Source organism: Aminipila butyrica (genome assembly GCF_010669305.1).
GTDB classification, from domain to species: Bacteria; Bacillota; Clostridia; order Peptostreptococcales; family Anaerovoracaceae; genus Aminipila; species Aminipila butyrica.
Genome location: NZ_CP048649.1, coordinates 2,233,361 through 2,250,636, shown reverse-complemented (window position 1 = coordinate 2,250,636; position 17,276 = coordinate 2,233,361). Strand labels below are relative to the sequence as shown.

Annotated in this window: 19 protein-coding genes; 15 read left to right on the top strand and 4 right to left on the bottom strand. The window is 39.2% G+C overall.

The features are described 5' to 3' along the window. Positions 1 to 14: 14 nt before the first annotated feature. From Ami103574_RS10700 to Ami103574_RS10690, 3 genes are read left to right on the top strand one after another with little or no spacing between them, the layout of a single operon-like run. Positions 15 to 275, top strand: coding sequence for a type II toxin-antitoxin system HicA family toxin (locus tag Ami103574_RS10700; RefSeq protein WP_163067004.1), 261 nt, complete (start codon positions 15 to 17; stop codon positions 273 to 275). A gap of 43 nt (positions 276 to 318) precedes the next feature. Beyond that, complete coding sequence (locus tag Ami103574_RS10695; protein WP_207710493.1) at positions 319 to 795, top strand: type II toxin-antitoxin system HicB family antitoxin; 477 nt, start codon at positions 319 to 321, stop codon at positions 793 to 795. Continuing rightward, a complete protein-coding gene (locus Ami103574_RS10690) occupies positions 782 to 1,138 on the top strand; it encodes a hypothetical protein (RefSeq protein WP_163067003.1) in 357 nt (118 codons plus the stop codon). Before Ami103574_RS10695 ends, Ami103574_RS10690 begins: the two co-directional genes overlap by 14 nt. Positions 1,139 to 1,651: 513 nt before the next feature. Here Ami103574_RS10690 and Ami103574_RS10685 read toward each other — a convergent pair. Then, positions 1,652 to 2,899: a DNA polymerase Y family protein gene (locus Ami103574_RS10685; RefSeq protein WP_330587029.1), complete on the bottom strand. Its 1,248-nt coding sequence runs from the start codon at positions 2,897 to 2,899 to the stop codon at positions 1,652 to 1,654. Between the two features lie 344 nt (positions 2,900 to 3,243). Between Ami103574_RS10685 and Ami103574_RS10680 the strand changes: the two genes are divergently transcribed. Continuing rightward, positions 3,244 to 3,675, top strand: coding sequence for a hypothetical protein (locus Ami103574_RS10680; RefSeq protein ID WP_163067002.1), 432 nt, complete (start codon positions 3,244 to 3,246; stop codon positions 3,673 to 3,675). A gap of 74 nt (positions 3,676 to 3,749) precedes the next feature. Here the strand turns inward: Ami103574_RS10680 and Ami103574_RS10675 are convergent, their stop codons facing one another. Both Ami103574_RS10675 and Ami103574_RS10670 read right to left on the bottom strand, forming a co-directional pair. Beyond that, positions 3,750 to 4,955, bottom strand: coding sequence for a deoxyguanosinetriphosphate triphosphohydrolase family protein (locus tag Ami103574_RS10675; RefSeq protein ID WP_163067001.1), 1,206 nt, complete (start codon positions 4,953 to 4,955; stop codon positions 3,750 to 3,752). A gap of 272 nt (positions 4,956 to 5,227) precedes the next feature. Beyond that, positions 5,228 to 5,608, bottom strand: a complete 381-nt coding sequence (locus Ami103574_RS10670) for a helix-turn-helix domain-containing protein (RefSeq protein WP_163067000.1) — start codon at positions 5,606 to 5,608, stop codon at positions 5,228 to 5,230. A gap of 141 nt (positions 5,609 to 5,749) precedes the next feature. On the opposite strand from Ami103574_RS10670, the gene Ami103574_RS10665 reads away from it, so the two are divergent. After that, complete coding sequence (locus Ami103574_RS10665; protein ID WP_163066999.1) at positions 5,750 to 5,953, top strand: helix-turn-helix transcriptional regulator; 204 nt, start codon at positions 5,750 to 5,752, stop codon at positions 5,951 to 5,953. 124 nt (positions 5,954 to 6,077) lie between these two features. Here Ami103574_RS10665 and Ami103574_RS10660 read toward each other — a convergent pair whose 3' ends face one another. Beyond that, a complete protein-coding gene (locus tag Ami103574_RS10660) occupies positions 6,078 to 6,308 on the bottom strand; it encodes a helix-turn-helix domain-containing protein (RefSeq protein ID WP_163066998.1) in 231 nt (76 codons plus the stop codon). A gap of 88 nt (positions 6,309 to 6,396) precedes the next feature. Between Ami103574_RS10660 and Ami103574_RS10655 the strand changes: the two genes are divergently transcribed. The 10 genes from Ami103574_RS10655 (at position 6,397) to Ami103574_RS10610 (ending at position 17,274) form a co-directional block, all read left to right on the top strand. Further along, the gene (locus Ami103574_RS10655; RefSeq protein ID WP_163066997.1) at positions 6,397 to 6,624 is read left to right on the top strand and encodes a helix-turn-helix domain-containing protein; all 228 of its coding nucleotides are present in this window, start codon (positions 6,397 to 6,399) and stop codon (positions 6,622 to 6,624) included. Between the two features lie 52 nt (positions 6,625 to 6,676). Continuing rightward, on the top strand, positions 6,677 to 6,889 hold the full coding sequence (locus Ami103574_RS10650; protein WP_163066996.1) for a hypothetical protein: 213 nt from the start codon (positions 6,677 to 6,679) through the stop codon (positions 6,887 to 6,889). 1,007 nt (positions 6,890 to 7,896) lie between these two features. Then, a complete protein-coding gene (locus Ami103574_RS10645; protein ID WP_163066995.1) occupies positions 7,897 to 8,919 on the top strand; it encodes an S-layer homology domain-containing protein in 1,023 nt (340 codons plus the stop codon). A gap of 77 nt (positions 8,920 to 8,996) precedes the next feature. Then, positions 8,997 to 10,733: a hypothetical protein gene (locus tag Ami103574_RS10640; RefSeq protein ID WP_163066994.1), complete on the top strand. Its 1,737-nt coding sequence runs from the start codon at positions 8,997 to 8,999 to the stop codon at positions 10,731 to 10,733. Between the two features lie 208 nt (positions 10,734 to 10,941). Further along, positions 10,942 to 11,094: a hypothetical protein gene (locus tag Ami103574_RS10635; protein WP_163066993.1), complete on the top strand. Its 153-nt coding sequence runs from the start codon at positions 10,942 to 10,944 to the stop codon at positions 11,092 to 11,094. 29 nt (positions 11,095 to 11,123) lie between these two features. Beyond that, positions 11,124 to 12,686 (top strand): recombinase family protein, encoded by a 1,563-nt coding sequence (locus Ami103574_RS10630; protein WP_163066992.1) that lies wholly within the window; start codon positions 11,124 to 11,126, stop codon positions 12,684 to 12,686. Continuing rightward, on the top strand, positions 12,628 to 13,563 hold the full coding sequence (locus Ami103574_RS10625; RefSeq protein ID WP_163064718.1) for a hypothetical protein: 936 nt from the start codon (positions 12,628 to 12,630) through the stop codon (positions 13,561 to 13,563). Before Ami103574_RS10630 ends, Ami103574_RS10625 begins: the two co-directional genes overlap by 59 nt. A gap of 158 nt (positions 13,564 to 13,721) precedes the next feature. Beyond that, positions 13,722 to 14,927 (top strand): carboxylate--amine ligase, encoded by a 1,206-nt coding sequence (locus Ami103574_RS10620; protein ID WP_163066991.1) that lies wholly within the window; start codon positions 13,722 to 13,724, stop codon positions 14,925 to 14,927. Between the two features lie 87 nt (positions 14,928 to 15,014). Next, entirely contained in the window at positions 15,015 to 15,731 is a 717-nt protein-coding gene (locus Ami103574_RS10615; protein WP_163066990.1) for an aspartate/glutamate racemase family protein, read from the top strand. A 25-nt stretch (positions 15,732 to 15,756) separates the two neighbouring features. Beyond that, the gene (locus Ami103574_RS10610; RefSeq protein WP_163066989.1) at positions 15,757 to 17,274 is read left to right on the top strand and encodes a Mur ligase family protein; all 1,518 of its coding nucleotides are present in this window, start codon (positions 15,757 to 15,759) and stop codon (positions 17,272 to 17,274) included. Positions 17,275 to 17,276 lie beyond the last annotated feature (2 nt).

Here is a 17,276-nt window from a genome sequence, read left to right as displayed (position 1 = left end):
GGTGATAATTACAAATGCCCAAAAAAGAAGATCTATTAGACAAAATCTCTAGAAAGCCTAGCCCGAATAATTTTACAACAAGAGAATTGGACACTTTGTTGGGAAAATGTAATTGTGATAAATTCTCAGGAGGAAGAGGCTCTAGCATTGCTTATTGCCACCGAGAGACAAAACAGACATTGCAATTTGATGGACCTCATCCTGGTAACGAGTTATATAGATACCAAATAAAGATGGTGTTGAAATTTTTAAAGGACATTGGGGAAATAGATTAATTGCGAATAATATATATAATGAACTAAGAAAGGATGTGTTGATATGAGTTCAATGATGGGGTATAAAGGATACCATGCTACCATAGACTATGATGCAGAAGATAAGATTTTTGTTGGAAAAGTTTTTGGTATTACTGATTCATTAAATTTTCATGGAACTACTGTTGACGAATTAGAAGAAATGTTTCATCAAAGCATTGAGAATTATTTAGATATATGTTCACAATGTGGAAAAGAACCGGATAAGGAGTTTAAAGGAAGCTTCAATGTAAGAGTTTCTCCGGAACTTCATAAAAAAATAGCTATTATGGCAGCAGAGCAGAAGATAACGCTTAATCAATATGTTGCACAGGCATTAGAAAAATCATTTGAAAATCTAGCAGTGAAAGAGACAATTATTTATATGCCACAAAGCAATCGGACGGTTTCATGGGAAAATGATGACTTTATGGATTTAGGTGCATATATAGACAGCGGTACTTTTAATAGAAAGGAGAAAAATTTTTATGTTGAACATTAAAAAAAGACGATTAAACAAAATTCATATTGATATTTCACAAGCTTTACCCAAAAACTTCAAATTAGATGCAGAAAGCACGGTAAAAGTAAAAACACCAAAAAATAAGGAAGAAAAAACTCTGCTAATTTTAATGGAAACACATATAGGTATTCCTAACAGCGATGATATTAATATTATATTGAATGTAGATTTCGTATTTGAATTTGATGAAGTTCCAAATGATTATGATTCAATTGTTAAAGACGAAATTGTTCCGTTAGCCCAGAAAGATTTATTTAAAACTCTAGATAATATTTTAGTTGAAATGGGATATAAAGAATTGGGTTTGGCAGAAGAGGAATAATCCACATATAAGCACAAAGAAATCCACAGATTGCAGTCTGTGGATTTTTAGTTAGGCTAATTGTTACTTTTCTTATTAGAATGAAGCACAGGCCAAACTTCGGCCCAATTCGGGCCGAAGTTATATGTTACTCCCAGCTGCTTTAATGAGAGCCCATCAAGACAGCTTTTTAATGGCAGAGAAAAAAGGGGAAGGCGTTAAATATCTGGAAGTGACTACTTGATTTATTTACTCATGATTTTACAATCCCCCATTACATTTTAAAGAGTTCCCATCTACACTCTGTTACTATATACCTCAATTCGTACCTTTTTACTTGATTGCCAATCATACTTTGGCAGTTGTAAATAAAGGCTCTAATTCCAGCCAGTTTACTTTCGTCAGAAGACAAGATTTTATCTACTTTTATCTCTCTTCGTATTCCATCTTGATTGGTATACTTAAATTTATAAGGTATAGGCTTTCCCTGGCCCACAAAAAGAACTAGCGTGTCTATCGGTTCTGCAAGTACTCTCACTGTTCATATCCCCCCATCATAATATATTCGCTATCATTAACACCGCCCTGAATTGGATTTATACTTCCATTTACAAAGCTTCCCCGTATTATTGCTCTTGTTCCATACCTGGCTCTTATCTTATCTACAGCTTTATCAATATCCTGTAGTTTACTACTATCACTTCGGTCAAACATGCAGATCTGTCTAGTCTTTGAAGCTTGAAAGTCCGACACATGCACACCTAAATGACGGAGTGGCTCACCTTTCCAGCTCTGGTCAAAGAGCCTACAGACATTTTCATAAATTTCTGTCGTTGAATTAATGCTGTTTGACAGCTTAAGCTGATGAGTATATCTCATAAAACTATTGTTTTTGATAGAAACGGATACTACAGAAGTTAAATACCCCAGCTTTCTCAGTCGCATTGCTACCCGTTCCGTCAGTGCCAAAAGGATTATATGGGCCTCTGTGCGGTCCGTAACATCATGGTCGATAGTAGTGCTGTTACCAACACTCTTCTGGAGGATTTCGCTATTCAAAGTAACTGGGGAGTCATCAATTCCATTAGCAAGGTTCCATACTAAAAGCCCATGAGATTTCAAAAGAGCTTTCATATGCTCTTTTTTCGTTTGTGCCAGCTCTCCAATTGTTCTTATATTGATAGACTCCAGCTTCTTTTTCGTGGCATGGCCTACCATGAAAAGGGCACCTATAGGCAGCGGCCACATCTTCGCTGGTATCTCTTCTGGCCAAAGAGTGTGAACCAGATTAGGCTTTTTTAATTCTCCTGCCATTTTAGCAAGAACTTTAGTAGAAGATACCCCAACGTTTACAGTATACCCCAGCTCTGTTTTTATTCGATTTTTTATGGCATGTGCAGCAGCTACAGGACTGCCAAATAACTTATGCGATGCGGTATAATCCAGAAAACACTCATCAATACTGTACCGCTCCACAAGGGGGGAATATTCAAGCAATATCTGATACATAGCATTGCTACAGCACATGTACAAATCATAATCTGGAGGAAAAACAAGCAGACTCGGACATTTGTTCTTGGCTTCAAATAGACTTTCGCCGGTCTTTATGCCGTATTTTTTTGCTGGGATTGATTTAGCTAAGATGATACCGTGTCTATTTTCAGGATCGCCGGCTATAACTGATGGGACTGTTCGAATATCAATCGGACAGCCTTTTTCTAGTAACTCCACTGCTGTCCAGCTCAGGTAGGCAGCGTTGGCATCTATGTGCAAAACATCCATATGTGTCACCTCCTTATGTTCTGTAGATTTCATTGTACAGAACATAAGTTCTGATTTCAATGCGCAAAATATGGTATATTAGATAGATATAACAGCTTTTCATGCAGATATAGATGAAAGGGAAGAAGAGAAAATAAAAAACGTATAGCAAAATTTACTAATTGCTGTCCTCATATTTATTTCTCTAATAATGGACATATTTTCCATTATCATGTATGATAATTTCATTAGAAAACGATTGGGAGGTATAGATAAAAGAAACACCAAAAATGGACCCTAATGAAAATTATGGTGATATATTAGACAAAATAGTCAGACTACAAGGATAAAGGAGAATCAATGAAATGAATACAACGGAAGCAGCAATTTACACCTTAGATGTAAAAATTGAAATATTAGAGAAATTAATTGAAAGCAATCAGTATTACTTGGAACTTTCTTGGGCAATTATAGCTGGAGTTATAGCAATAATAAGTCTAATAGGATTTTTGGCAGTAAAGCTTATGCTTAAGTATTTAATTAATGTAGAAACAAGGGCGCTTATTGATGAGGCAGAAAAGAAATGGAGCAAAACGAATAAAGATAATAGAGAGCAGTTAGAAAAAGAAATTTCTTTGCAAAGGGAAAGATTTGAGATTGAGATAAATAAACTTATAGATAATATTTCCTACTTGGAAACAAGGGTGGAGGAATTAGAAGGGCTTGACTTGAGTACCAAGATGGATGAATTAGATGCCTTGGAAACAAGGGTGGAGGAATTAGAGAGTTCCAATTAAGAGAAATATTGGATTAGGATTTAAGTTGAAAAATAGCCCCAGAATAATCCCAGGGCTATTTTTTATTCGACGAGCTATTGATTTTCTTTATAGAAATAAGAATAGAATTCAATTTTATGTTCAGATTTTGGAAACATTTTTTCATGAAGAGCAATAAAATAATCATCGGTCATACTTGCAATGTAATCTACTACAATTTGATTAGGTTCAGTATCTGGATAGTTTTTTGTTCTTTTAAAGTTCATGACAAAATCAATATGGTGTTTAAATATCATGGAATTCCTATTATTTGAAACCAAATCATCTAATAGTGCGTAATATAAATCTTCCATCATAGGTTTTATGCAAGAATCATATTTCTCTCTGACCTCTTCCCGTTCGTATATATTTTTATAGTTTTCATTTTTAAGTACTACCAGAGCATCAAAATATTCTGAATCTAGAGAAATATAATCCTGCCCGTAACTATTGTTTATAATATTATAAGTCAAGTTATGTATAATTTCTGGATTGGTGGAGCCTAAAACGGTATTAGCATAATCTGCTTCTTTTGTGGTAGTAAGAGAGGCTTTATAGGCATCTTGTCTGTCTTTGCCGACATATGCAATCATATCACAAATTCTTACTAAGCACCCTTCAAGAGAGTTTGCTACAAGTGTGGACATAAATTTAGGACCTTCAATGTACGACTTTTCAATAATCTCATTATATTGGTTAAAATTTGTTACATCTGATGGGCGATAATACTGTTGTCCTTTTTCTCCATTATGGCAGAGGATGCCAGATAAGGTGGCAAGTGTTAAATTATAAGGAATCAGCGTATTTAATACTCTTACACTGTGTAAGTTATGAGCAAAATACCTATTGGTATTTGTTTTATATAAGTCATTAAGATAGTCTTCGCCAGCATGTCCAAAAGGTGTATGACCAATGTCATGGCCCAAGGCAATTGCTTCAATCAAATCAAGGTTAAGATTTAATGCAGCACCAATTGTACGTGCAATTCGAGAAACTAATTGCACGTGTAAAGCTCTTCTTGTTATATCATCATTTCTATAAAAAGAAAAAACTTGTGTTTTATCAGTATAACGAGAATAATACGGATGATTTAAAATTTTATCTACGTCTTTGATAAAATCAGTCCTAATATAATCATACCCCTCTGAAAAATTTGGTCTAACGCTTAGACGATAGCTGCAAGCGTGTGGTGATTTATTAGCTTTAAAATCTGCTTTTCGAGAATCATTTATTTCGGGATTTATGAGATCATATTTAGACATATTAATTTTCCTTTCTTACTACAAAAATTGTAATTAATCGATTAATTTTTTATAATTTAATGTGTTTATAAGAAAATAGCCCGGGAATATTCCCAGGGTTATTTTTTAATTATTAGAAAAATATTGAAATATGTTGAGAAATGTCGAAAATTGGTATATCATGGGATAAATACATAATTTACCATAAATATTTTTAATTATTTAAATTTAATAGTATATGTAAAAAGGGTCATTTCCAGTGTAGGGGAATGACCTTTCCGGCGTCGGGGTCATCATGAAGCAGATGCCCCCTTTTTATTTGTACTGATTTCTTCTTCTTGTAACTCTAGTAACATCCGTGTTCTTTCTAATATGGCGCCTTGGTTCTTTTTGTTCAGTAGATTAAAAGAATTTAGAAGTTCTTGTTGATCTTTTGAAAAGCAAGCAACTTGATTATTTCCAATGTTTACAGTAGTGAGGTTGCGTATATTACTTCGATTTAATAGATAATCAATAGAAACATCGAAGAAGTCGGCAAGCTTCATAAGACTAGTAATATCTGGCTCAAGTTTCGATGTCTCATATTTGCTCATGTTTTGCTGAGAAATTTCAAGAATTTCTGCTAATTGCGCTTGTGTATATTTTCTTTCCTTTCGGAGCTCCTTGATACGCATAAATTCCTCCCCAGTAATAGTGAAACGATAAACACTCAAGTTTATATTACAGAAGACAAGTTTAATAAAAAATGGTGATTATGGCGTAAAATCCTTGACATACTCCAAAATGGCGTATATATTAAAATAAAGGAGTACATTATGGAACGTGAGTGGTTAATCAATTGCAGAAATAAAAAAAAGCATACACAAGCATCTATTTCCCAGAGCGTTGGGATAAGCCAACAATATTATTCTAAAATTGAAAAGGGACTTAGAACGCCATCAACGGATGTAGCTATGAAAATTGCTAATATTTTGGAATTTAAATGGACGAGATTCTATGAAGAGCAGGAGCAAATGTAATATATAGTAGTGCGATATGGATGTGTAAATTAGAAGATAGATAGACAGATGTAATCATATAGAAATTCGCCAAAAGCTACATACCCTCAGAAATCTACTGAGGGTATATGATGAAATTTAATATTTAATTGTTAATCTTCGGGTTGTCTGTTCGGCCCAGTAGGTAGTCAACAGAAACGTCAAAGTAATCTGCTAGTAAATAGGCCCTTTCTAAAGAAGTCGTACTTTTGGCATTTTCAATATCACTTATTTGGGTTTTGCTGACATTAAGTACTTGTCCTAATGTAGATTGAGGGACGTTAAAAGATAAGCGAAGTGCTTTAATTCTTGAAGCGAAAATATTTTTATCTAACATAAAGAAACTCCTTGATGTTAGATTAAACCTAATGTATAATTAAAATATAGTTAGATTTAATCTAACTTAATATAAGGGAGAAAGGCAAATGAAAACAATTATAACAAGGCTAAGAATCGAACGAATCAATAGAGGATGGACGCAAGAGTACGTTGCTGATGAATTAGGAATTTCTAAAACATCTGTCCATGATATTGAAAAAGGTAAACAATTACCTTCATACAAAGTCCTTGTTAAGTTAGAAAATTTGTTTAACTTATCTCATCGTGAACTGTTGGCCGCAGTAGATGAGAAGCCTTTCTCTCCAACCAATTAAATTGATTTTAGCATATTATGAATAAATAAAAAAGACTATAAGGAGGAAAATCATGGACAGAAAAAAAATGATTGCAAAGCTTTATCTTTCAAACAGTGTGATTAACGCTTTAACAAAGATAGCGCAAGATTTGTCGGAAAGCTCCGGAGGTCCATTTACGCTACAAGACATGTTTAATGCTTGCTTGGATGAAGGTGTTTGTTATCACTTATCAATGTACTGCTCTGAATATGAAGGAATAAGATGTGCAGGGTTAATCGATTAATGTTAAATATATCCTGAAAGCAGCAGCCATTGATACTCCAGCAAGAATGGATGGCTGCCACTTTGAAGATATATAGCAAAAGCTATATGGCATTCAGTAGCTCTCATGCTGACTGTTGTGAAACAGCAGCCATGATCTCAGTCAAGTAAATACGCAGCAGCTTAAAAGTTAAGTTAGAAAAGCAGCGATGCACTGCCAAAATCCCCTGCATGGCCTTGAAAGGTCTGTGTACATATCTAAAGCAAAAATAACGTCGTATGGTCGTGAGACGTGGTCGTACTTGCTTTGATAAGGGTTGGGAGCAATAAGAGCATTGCCAGGAGATTTCTAATATTATGCTGGTCCTGTAGGATATAGTCAGTCAGGGGCACAGATGAATTAAGATTGTTCCCAGTCCGGGGTGCGGGTGGCAAATACGGAAAGGCGACTAAGTATAAAAATAACTACGTAACAGTAGATCGTGCCGGTAGCGGAGCTGCCGGCATCAATGTGCTGTTTAGTTTTACTAAATGTTAAAAAGAAAAGGAGTAGCAAATGAACAAAAATTATAGAAAAGTCAATTGTATCGGCAATTCGTAAGGTGAGGCCCATCAGGGTAGTCTTTAATGGCAGAAGAAAAAAAGAGGAGGCTTAAAAAAACACATCAAAATAACTGAAATATGTTGAAATTTCAACGATTTTATGGTATTATACTAGTATAAGGATTACCGTTTGGCGGTTAGGTCACTTCCTAAAAAGGAGGTGATGCTTCATGGTTACATACTCAGAATTGTTTCAGTTCTGTCTTGTGATAATCGGAGTTATTACTTTGTGTAAGCTCTCCAAAAAATGAAGAAGCCGCCTAACTAATTAAACACTAGTAGGCGGCTTCAAAACCCTATTTGGACTGAACCGCCACGCTAAAGGCGGTAATCCTTATATCTATATTATAAGCTACATTAGAATATTCGTCAAGGCTTCCTGAAGCAGGAGGAAGTAGAAAATCATGAAAATACAAGGAGGAAACCATGAAGAAGAAAATGTTTACTATGTGCCTAGTAGGGATACTGACACTTGCAACAGCCAGTAGTTCTTTCGCTCTTTCAAACTTTACAGACATTAAGTCTGGAAACTGGGCAGAGCCTTATGTGAACAAACTGGTTGAGAAGGGCGGTATCAATGGATATCCAGACGGAACTTTTAAGCCCTCTAGCACCATGACCACAGCTGAATTTATCAAAACCATTATGGCTATCATCGGCGATGGGGAATATCAACCAATAGAAGGGGATAAGCATTGGGCTTCTGGTTACATGCACTATGCAGGAGTGCTGGGGATTGTCCCAGAAGGCATGTTTGAAAAAAGCGATTGGGATAAACCTATCACCAGAGAAAAGATGGGCGTGATTATGGAAAAGGTAGCAGAGGTTTTCTACGAAGAGGAAACTTTGGCGGACAGTGCCAAGCTTGCCTCTGTGAAAACAGGTATCAAAGATTATAGTAGTATCTGTGACTATTGCAAAGATTATATCATCCAAGCGGTGAACCGGGGACTGATTCAAGGCTATGCAGACGGTACTTTTGGCCCGAAAAAAACAGCTACCAGAGCAGAAGCGGCTACTATGATAGTTCGGCTCACAGAACCCACCTATCGAACTGTAGAAGTGAAAACAGAGGCTGTGAAAGAGGGAACTAACCTAGCGGATATTTTGCCACAGGCGTTGAGAGATAAAGGCGTAGGCAGTTTTGCAAAAGATTATGTTGTCCTAGAAAATGGTAATCAGTTCAATCTGAAATATCTGTATTCAAATGATGAAAATTTCTATGTAGAATATAAGATTTCTGGAAAAGTCTATACCTTAGACAAAAATATGGGAGCAATTGATGTAAGCAGTCCTACTAATGATTGGGGAACAGAGGCTAACCCAGCAGTCCAGAAGCAAGCCTTTAATGGAAAACTGGCAGAGACCGCCTATTTTATCTTTGAAGCTTGGCATGATAACGATAATAATTCAACGATATATTTAGTTCCAAATACTTTAACAGAATAAAAGCAGACAGCTAAAAGGGTAGATTTCACTAATCTATCCTTTTTTCATACAGATAAAAAGAAAGGAAAATAGTAAAAATGAAAAAACACATAGCAAATGTACTGGTAGCTGTCCTCCTATTTACTTCTCTGGCAATCTTGCCAGTATTGGGAGAAGAGGGTTATTCTCATGGGGCAGAAACCGGAGATGTCCGCTATCATCTGGATATAGGTGTATACGTGGTGGCTAAAGTAAATGGTAAATGGGTAAACGGCATTGCTTCTAACACAGTTCAGCCCTACAAAGCCAATTTGAATTTCCCTACCCATATTAAGGTCAAGCGGGTTATGTCTTTGGCACAAGCTAATAATGAAGGTATCAATATCTGGAATCAGAAATATTTTACAAATAACATTCCATTAAATAACGGTGAACCAGCTGCAAAAGCTTATTTTGGCCTATATGATGACTATATTTCACCTAATTTAGTGGCACATACTATTATTTCGAATAATGGTAATAACCTTCAGTTTTCAGTAGATGCTCTTTTAAAAGGTCAGTATTCAGATTATGATGTCATGCAGCAGTATAAGGATCGAATCACCAGGACGGAGACTATCCAGCAACTTGTGGTAAAGGACAATCAAACTTCTACGGCTATACAGAATTTAGTGGCTGAGAAGAACAAGCTGCTGGCCGAGATGAAGGGGATTAATTTTGGAGGGCAATTAAATTCACATGAAAAGCAAGTGGTAGCTAGGTATGATGTGGTGCTAAAGCAGCTAAATGCTTTACAAGCTAGACCAAGCTACAAAACTATAGATAAAGTAATTGAAAGCTACAAGCTGGATGAAAAGAGCTTTATACAGGAAGTCTACAAGTTTTGGGGCGGGCAAGAAGGGTTGAAGGCCACGAACCCGAGCATGTACCAGATGATGGTCAATATGGAGCAGGGAAAGGCAAACTTAAATGATGAATATTATTTGGTATTTATTCCTACCGTTATCGAATATGAAGCCCTGAAGACCTGTGATGTATGTGGACAAGATCGCCTCAGTGATCAGGTGGCGGATACTCACTGCACCGCTTCTTCTTGTCCGCATTTTGGAACTCCACAGTGTGGGTGCTATACGGACCCCGTAGCACAGGTAACACCACCAGCTGATACCACTGGTAGCTGCACCGATGTGATTAAATGGTCTGAGGTTCAGTCCCACAGCTATAAGTGCAGTGGTTGTAAAACCAAGACCAGCAGCAGTGGTAAAAAAACAAAATATTGTCCAGGACATACTTGCAATCATGTGTACACTTACCAGAGCAAGCTTTCATCATCCGGGACCTTAACAGCAGCTAAACCTAACGGGAATAGCACCACCTTTAAATCCGGATATGGATTTTCAGTAAATGTAAACAATAGCATAGCAACCAGTCAGATCGGTAACAGTGGAGCATGCGGAAAAAGCTTGTCTAAAGCAAATATCAAGAAGCCAGTGCCACCGTCAGCAGCAGAGGTTCGGACAAACTGGACTGTGAAGCTAAAAGACAGTAAGTATACTCAGCCAAAGAATGTCGCCCTGTTTAAGGGAGCGGTGACCGGGACAACCTCCAAATTTGTGACGGCAGCCAATCAACTTTCCAACTACAAGAATGCTCAGATATATACGGATGTGGCTCTAAAAGGCACCAAGCAGAAGCCAATAAAGCATACGATAAGTGTATACAGCTATGGCGGAGGGGTAAACGGGGTACAGTTCTGCAAATCGCTACCGCTTACTTTTACCATTAATGGCAATATGTATGAGGATGACTGGACAGTGGATGGGTTGCCGAGATAAGTATCGAAAAGGCTTATAACCCTTATAATTTCAAAGCTTATGACACTTCTGCTGAAATCAGCAGAAGTTTTAGATAGACACAGAAAGTTTAGTAAAACAGTAGATCGTGTCGGCAGCGGGTCTGCCGATACCAGTGTGCTGTTTAATTAAAAGACACAAACATAATCGATAAAATATTGAATATATCTAAATGAAGGAGGTATGAGATATGGAAATTAATATTAGCGGGATGACGTTTGTTATCAATGAGACATATGGGTTGTCCAACCAAGATGATAGGGACAAAGTAATTGCTGAGAAATTGGCAGGAATCATCATACGAGATGAGCTGGAAAGCGGCCCTGAAATTAAAACTGCATAGAAAAAAAGAATATCAGCAGGGAGTTGCACATGAATAGAGTGGCCATATATTGTAGGCTGTCAGATGAAGACCGGATGAAGGCAACGGATAATCAGGATTCAGAAAGTATTCAGAATCAGAAAAATCTTCTTATGGAATATGCCTTAGAACACGGATGGGAGATTTATAAGTTATACAGTGACGACGACTGGTCTGGCTTGGATAACGAGCGACCAGAGTGGAATGCGATGATTGCTGATGCACAAGACAAACAGTTCAACATTGTATTGTGTAAGAGTCAGGCCAGATTTACACGGGATATGGAGATGGTGGAGAAGTATCTACATACATTGTTTCCTATCTGGGGAATACGTTTTGTGGGCTTTGCTGATAATGCCGACACAGAAAATAAAGGAAACAAAAAATCAAGGCAGATAAACGGCCTTGTAAATGAATGGTATTGCGAAGATATATCCGAAAATATAAAGGTTATCTTTGACAAGAAACGACGGGATGGCCATTATATTGGCGGATTGGGTCCATATGGGCTGATGAAGGACCCGGAGCAGAAGGGAAAGCTGATTATTGATCCAGAGGCAGCCGTTATCGTAAAACGCATATTCCAACTTTATTTAGACGGTTATGGAACCTACAAGATTGCGAAGCTTTTTAATGATGAAGGCATACCGAATCCGACAAAGTATAAAGTTCTTCATGGGTTTAAGTGGAAAAAGGACACACAGGCAGCTCAAGCTGGCCTGTGGAATGCCGTGACAGTACGAAGAATCTTAAAGAATGAAATGTATTTAGGAATTATGGTACAAGGTGTCCATAAAAAGGTAAGTTACAAGTCTAAAAAATGTGTTCCAATGCCAAAAGAGGACTGGTTTATGGTGGAGGGTACCCACGATGCAATTATTGATCAAGAAACCTTTGAACTGGTACAAAAAATGTTAGTAGAAAAAAGACGTTCAGATGGATTGGGAAAGCCCCATGTACTGGCGGGAAAAGTCAAGTGTGCAGATTGCCATAGTGCAATGATCCGCTTGTCACCAAGCAATTCACGGTACAAGTATTTAAAGTGTGGTATGGTAAATAAAAAGACAGGAGTTTGTACCGGACATTATATACGGCTAGATCAGTTAGAGGAACTTGTATTAATCCGGCTTAAGGATTACTTTAAAAATGTGAATGAAGGGCTGCTAAGAGAAAAATGCCAGAGGATGTCTGGTGAACAGAAAACCATTAAAAGCCTGGATAGCCAGTTGTACGACCTTAGCCAGCAGATTGCTCAAAAACAACGAGCGATTGAAGTTTTATATATGGATAGAGTCAATGGCCACATCACCATCCAGCAATGGTCGGAAATGAAATCAAGTTTTGACGGACAACTGGAGGCACTACATAACAGAAAGATTGCGCTAGACCGTGAAAAAGGTATATCCACTTCCAAACAAGATCAAGATACGCTTCTCTTGGAAAAAATAAAAAAGTATAAAGACATAGAGGTGCTGAGTGCAAGCGTTGTCCATGAATTTATTGATTTTGTAACGGTTGGGGAGAAGAGTAAGAAAGCAGGAAAGCAAGAAATTAATATTAAGTGGCGATATTAATCTTTTATCTTTACAAACCACAGCCCATGTGGTTGATCCAATTAATCCCGGAGCAGTAGATCAGATTGTGCATCTGGGAGACTACTGGAATGAGCGGGGCATACGAGAAAACAAGATGGCGGTCATTGAGACCAACGAGCGGATTAAAAGCTTGTTTCAATATGCCTACAACTATTTAGCGGCAGCGGGAAAGCTTTACGACAGCGTGGCATCCATGTATGCGGGGGCCGTGGAACAGGCTGAAATCTACAAGCTGACAGCAGCTATCGTGGGGAACGAGCTGGCTCACAAAGAACTTTGCTTGAACCCTGGCACCGTAAAGAAATATTTTGCCAGTGCGATTACTCCCATGGGCATGACCAATTACATAAAAAGCCTGATTCAGGGGTATAAAAAAGTATATATCATCAGCAGCCCAGTGGGGCTCTGTGCCGGCAGCCTGCTGAACATTTTTTCCGAAAGTGCTGTCTATCGTGGCTTTGATGTTGAGCTGTATTACTGTCCAATGAAGCCGGGCAGTAAAATTGAGCATCTACTGGTGCCAGAGATTGGAACGGCCTTTATCAGCGTAAACAAGTATCATGATTTGGAACCATGGGAAATTGCCACGGATGAAGAGGAAAAGAATAATCCGGAGATTGTTCATATTGATATGAATGATATGCTGGATCGGCGGAAACTGGAAAAGCTGGAATCACTTATTCAGCGCAGCAGTAACAGTATGGATAAGCTGCTTGAGGATGGTATCGGCTGTTTAAAACTGGCGAAACAGGAACATGATTATTTAGAGAGCTTTTATATACCAAACATGGATTTCAAAAAAATAGATGAATTACGCCATGAAATTATTGCTAAAATTAGCGAGCCAGAGGTATAATTAAAAGTAAGAAGCTTTTTTTATGACGTAGGAAATATCGTGTAGGATATTGACGGAGTTTCATAAAAAGCTACAATCTTAAATGCGAGCGCAGGCGAGCTGAAAGCGCTTCGCAGAAGCTTTTTTATATAAACGAAAACTGCCGAGGAGAACAGAAGATGAAAAAGAACTTTATTCCGTTGCTTTTTGCAGGGGATATTAATGTATACAGTGTAGCCAGGGCCTTTCACGAGGCCTACGGAGTTAAACCCTTTGTGTATGGGAAATATCCTACAGGGCCCTGCTACAAGAGTAAGATCATGAATTATCATCCAGAACCTAAAGCTGATCAGCAGGATACCTTCCTGTCCTTAGTGTTGGACTTTGCCCAACGTCACGCTCAGGAGAAAATCCTTCTAATCGGCTGCGGGGATAGTTACGTACAGCTGATTAGTGCCAACAAGGACAAGCTGCCAGCCAATGTCATTGCCCCCTATATTCCTATCCAGATGATGGACGATTTAATTCACAAGGAAAAGTTTTATGCTATGTGTGAGAAGGCGGGGGTGGATTATCCTGCTACCTTTGTGCATAAAAAGGATATGGGAGCCGACTTTGAGATGCCTTTTGAAGGTCCTTTTATCGTCAAGCCTGCCAACGGCATTGAATATTGGCGTCATCCTTTTGCTACCCAGAAAAAGGTGTACAAGGCGGATTCCAGAGAAGAGCTGGAGAGCATCTTGTCGGATATTTACGGGGCAGGTTATGAAGACTCCATTATTATTCAGGATTTCATTCCGGGAGATGATACGTTCATGCGGGTTCTGACTAATTATTCGGACAAGCAGGGACAGGTGAAGATGATGTGTCTGGGTCATGTGCTCTTGGAGGAACATACGCCTCACGGCATCGGCAATCATGCGGTCATCATAACAGAGCACAACGAGCAGGTAGAAGCTCAATTTAAACAGCTGTTAGAGAGCATGGGCTATATTGGCTTTTCCAATTTTGACATTAAGTACGATACCAGAGACGGCAAGTACAAGGTCTTTGAAATTAACACCCGACAGGGCCGGAGCAATTTCTATGTGACAGGAGCGGGCGCTAATGTGGCCAGGTGTCTGGTAGAAGACTATGTGGAAGACAAGCCGTTGACAGAACATTTTGTGCGCAACCGCCACCTATGGCTGGTAGTGCCTAAAGGCGTGGCCTTCACATACATTAAGCCGGAAGTTTATAAGCAGGAGATGCGGGAACTTTTTGCAGCTGGTAAATGGGTGAATCCACTGTTTTATAAAGAAGATAGCGGGTTGATTCGTCGGCTGAAGCTGCTGAAATCTCAGCTGGGACATTACGTGAAGTTTAAAAAATATCTGGGAAAATAATGGTGCTATTTCTTTAAAATCTGCTGAAAACCAGCTTTTTAACAGCCGGTGTGTATAAAAGGGAAAACGTCTCGGGAGAAAGGATACATGAGAGAAAAAGGACAAAAAGTCTTGGGTGTTATGGGCGGAATGGGGCCTTTGGCGACCCAGCATTTCTACAAAAAAATTATTGAAAAGACGGCGGCTAGCCAGGACCAAGATCATCTGAATATGATTGTTTTAAATCACGTCAGTATGCCAGACCGAACCGCCGCCATCAAAAGCGGTGATTTAGAAGACCTATATCACAAGTTGCTTCATGATGCCAAATTCTTGGAGGTGGGCGGTGCGGATTACATCGCTATCCCCAGCAACAGCTGCCATCTGTTGGTGGACAGGCTGCAAAAACATCTGAAGATTCCTATCATCCACATGATTAAAGAGGCGGCTCTCTCGGTGTATTGCCGACATGGCAGCAACTTTAAGATGGGGATTCTAGCGGCAGACGGCACTTTGGCAACTAAGTTGTACCAAGAGGAGTGCAAAGCTCTAGATATAAAAGTCCTGGAACCTTCAGCAGAAAATCAAGAGCGTATCATGAACATAATCTACAAGGGTATTAAGGGCGGAGCACCTATAAATAAGAAAGAATTTGAAAAAGTGGAAAGAGAGATGAAAGAGGAAGGCTGCAAATGTGTGTTGCTAGCCTCCGCAGAACTTTCTTGCTTTAAAGAGATGTACGGTCTTTCGGACTTTTATATAGACGCGATGGATGTGTTGGCAGACCGAGCCATCGTCCTGTGCGAAAAGACATTGAAGGAATGAAAACCGGGAAAACGGAGGATGGAATATGGCCGATACCATATGGACTTTAAAAACATACGTGGACTTGCTAAAAGAGCACGATCTGCTGGTGCAGACCAACGCAGGAGAACAGCAGCTGGAGGGAGTGGTTAAGCATTTATCTTACAATTCCACAGATGTAAAATACGGAACTTTATTCATCTGCAAGGGAGCTCATTTTAAGGTGGAATACTTGAAAAGTGCTCTTCAAGAGGGAGCATTTGCCTATATCAGCCAAGAGAAATACGATTTGGGGGAAGAAGAGACGAATATCCCTTATATCTTAGTGAGCGACATGCGAAAAGCGCTGGCGTATCTGTCTGATTTGTACTATGGGCAGGTGTGGAAAAAGCTGAATTTGGTCGGCATTACAGGAACGAAAGGCAAGTCCACTACCACCTATTTCATGCGTTCTATTTTAGACGATTATTTGAAAGACATGAAAAAACCTAAGAGCGCCGTACTCTCTGGCATCGACAATTATGACGGAGTTCTCAGCGAGGAGTCTCATCTAACCACGCCGGAAACGTTGGATTTGCATCGGCACTTTGCCCACGCAGTGAACTCTGGTATCGAATATTTATCCATGGAGGTATCCAGTCAGGCTTTGAAATATCATCGGACTTTAGGAATTCAGTATACGGTGGGGTGTTTCCTCAACATTGGAGAGGACCACATCAGTGACATTGAGCACACCGATTTTGAAGATTATTTCCAGTCTAAATTGAAACTTTTTAGTCAGTGCGACACCGCCTGTATAAATCTGGATAGTGATCATGTAGAGCGAGTGCTTGTGGCAGCTCAGTCCTGCAAACGCGTCTTAACCTTCGGTCTGGATGAAAAAGCCGATATTTATGGGTACAATATTTCTACCAGTGGAAATAGTATATCCTTTCAGGTGCGATCCGACAGCTTTGACGAAGCTTTCAAGTTGAGCATGCCGGGGATTTTTAATGTTTCCAACGCGCTGGCAGCTATTTCTATCTGCTATGCACTGAACATTCCGCTGAAAAATATACGGGCAGGACTGAAAAAAGCCCAAGTTAGCGGACGAATGGAGGTATACACCAACCTGAACAAGGATTTATATGTGATTGTAGATTACGCCCACAACAAGATGAGTTTTGAATCGCTGTTTGCTTCGATGAAGAAAGAATTCCCTGATAAGAAGATTACGATTGTATTTGGCTGCCCGGGGAAAAAGGCTCTGGCCAGAAGACGGGAACTGGGGGATATCGCAGGGCGCTATTCCGATCAGGTCTTTATCACTGAAGAGGATGCGGGGGAAGAACCTTTGATGACAATCTGCCAGGAAATTGCCAAGCACGTGGAAGAACATCATTGTAAGTGCGCCATCATTCCTGACCGCAAGGAAGCTATCCGGCAGGCCATCGCTGGGGCAGACCGGGATACGGTGGTCTTGGTGACAGGAAAAGGCCGGGAGACCCGGCAGAAGCGGGGGACCAGCTATATCGATACCCCTTCGGACGTAGAGTATGTTCAGGAATTTTTAAGAGACAGGTAGGA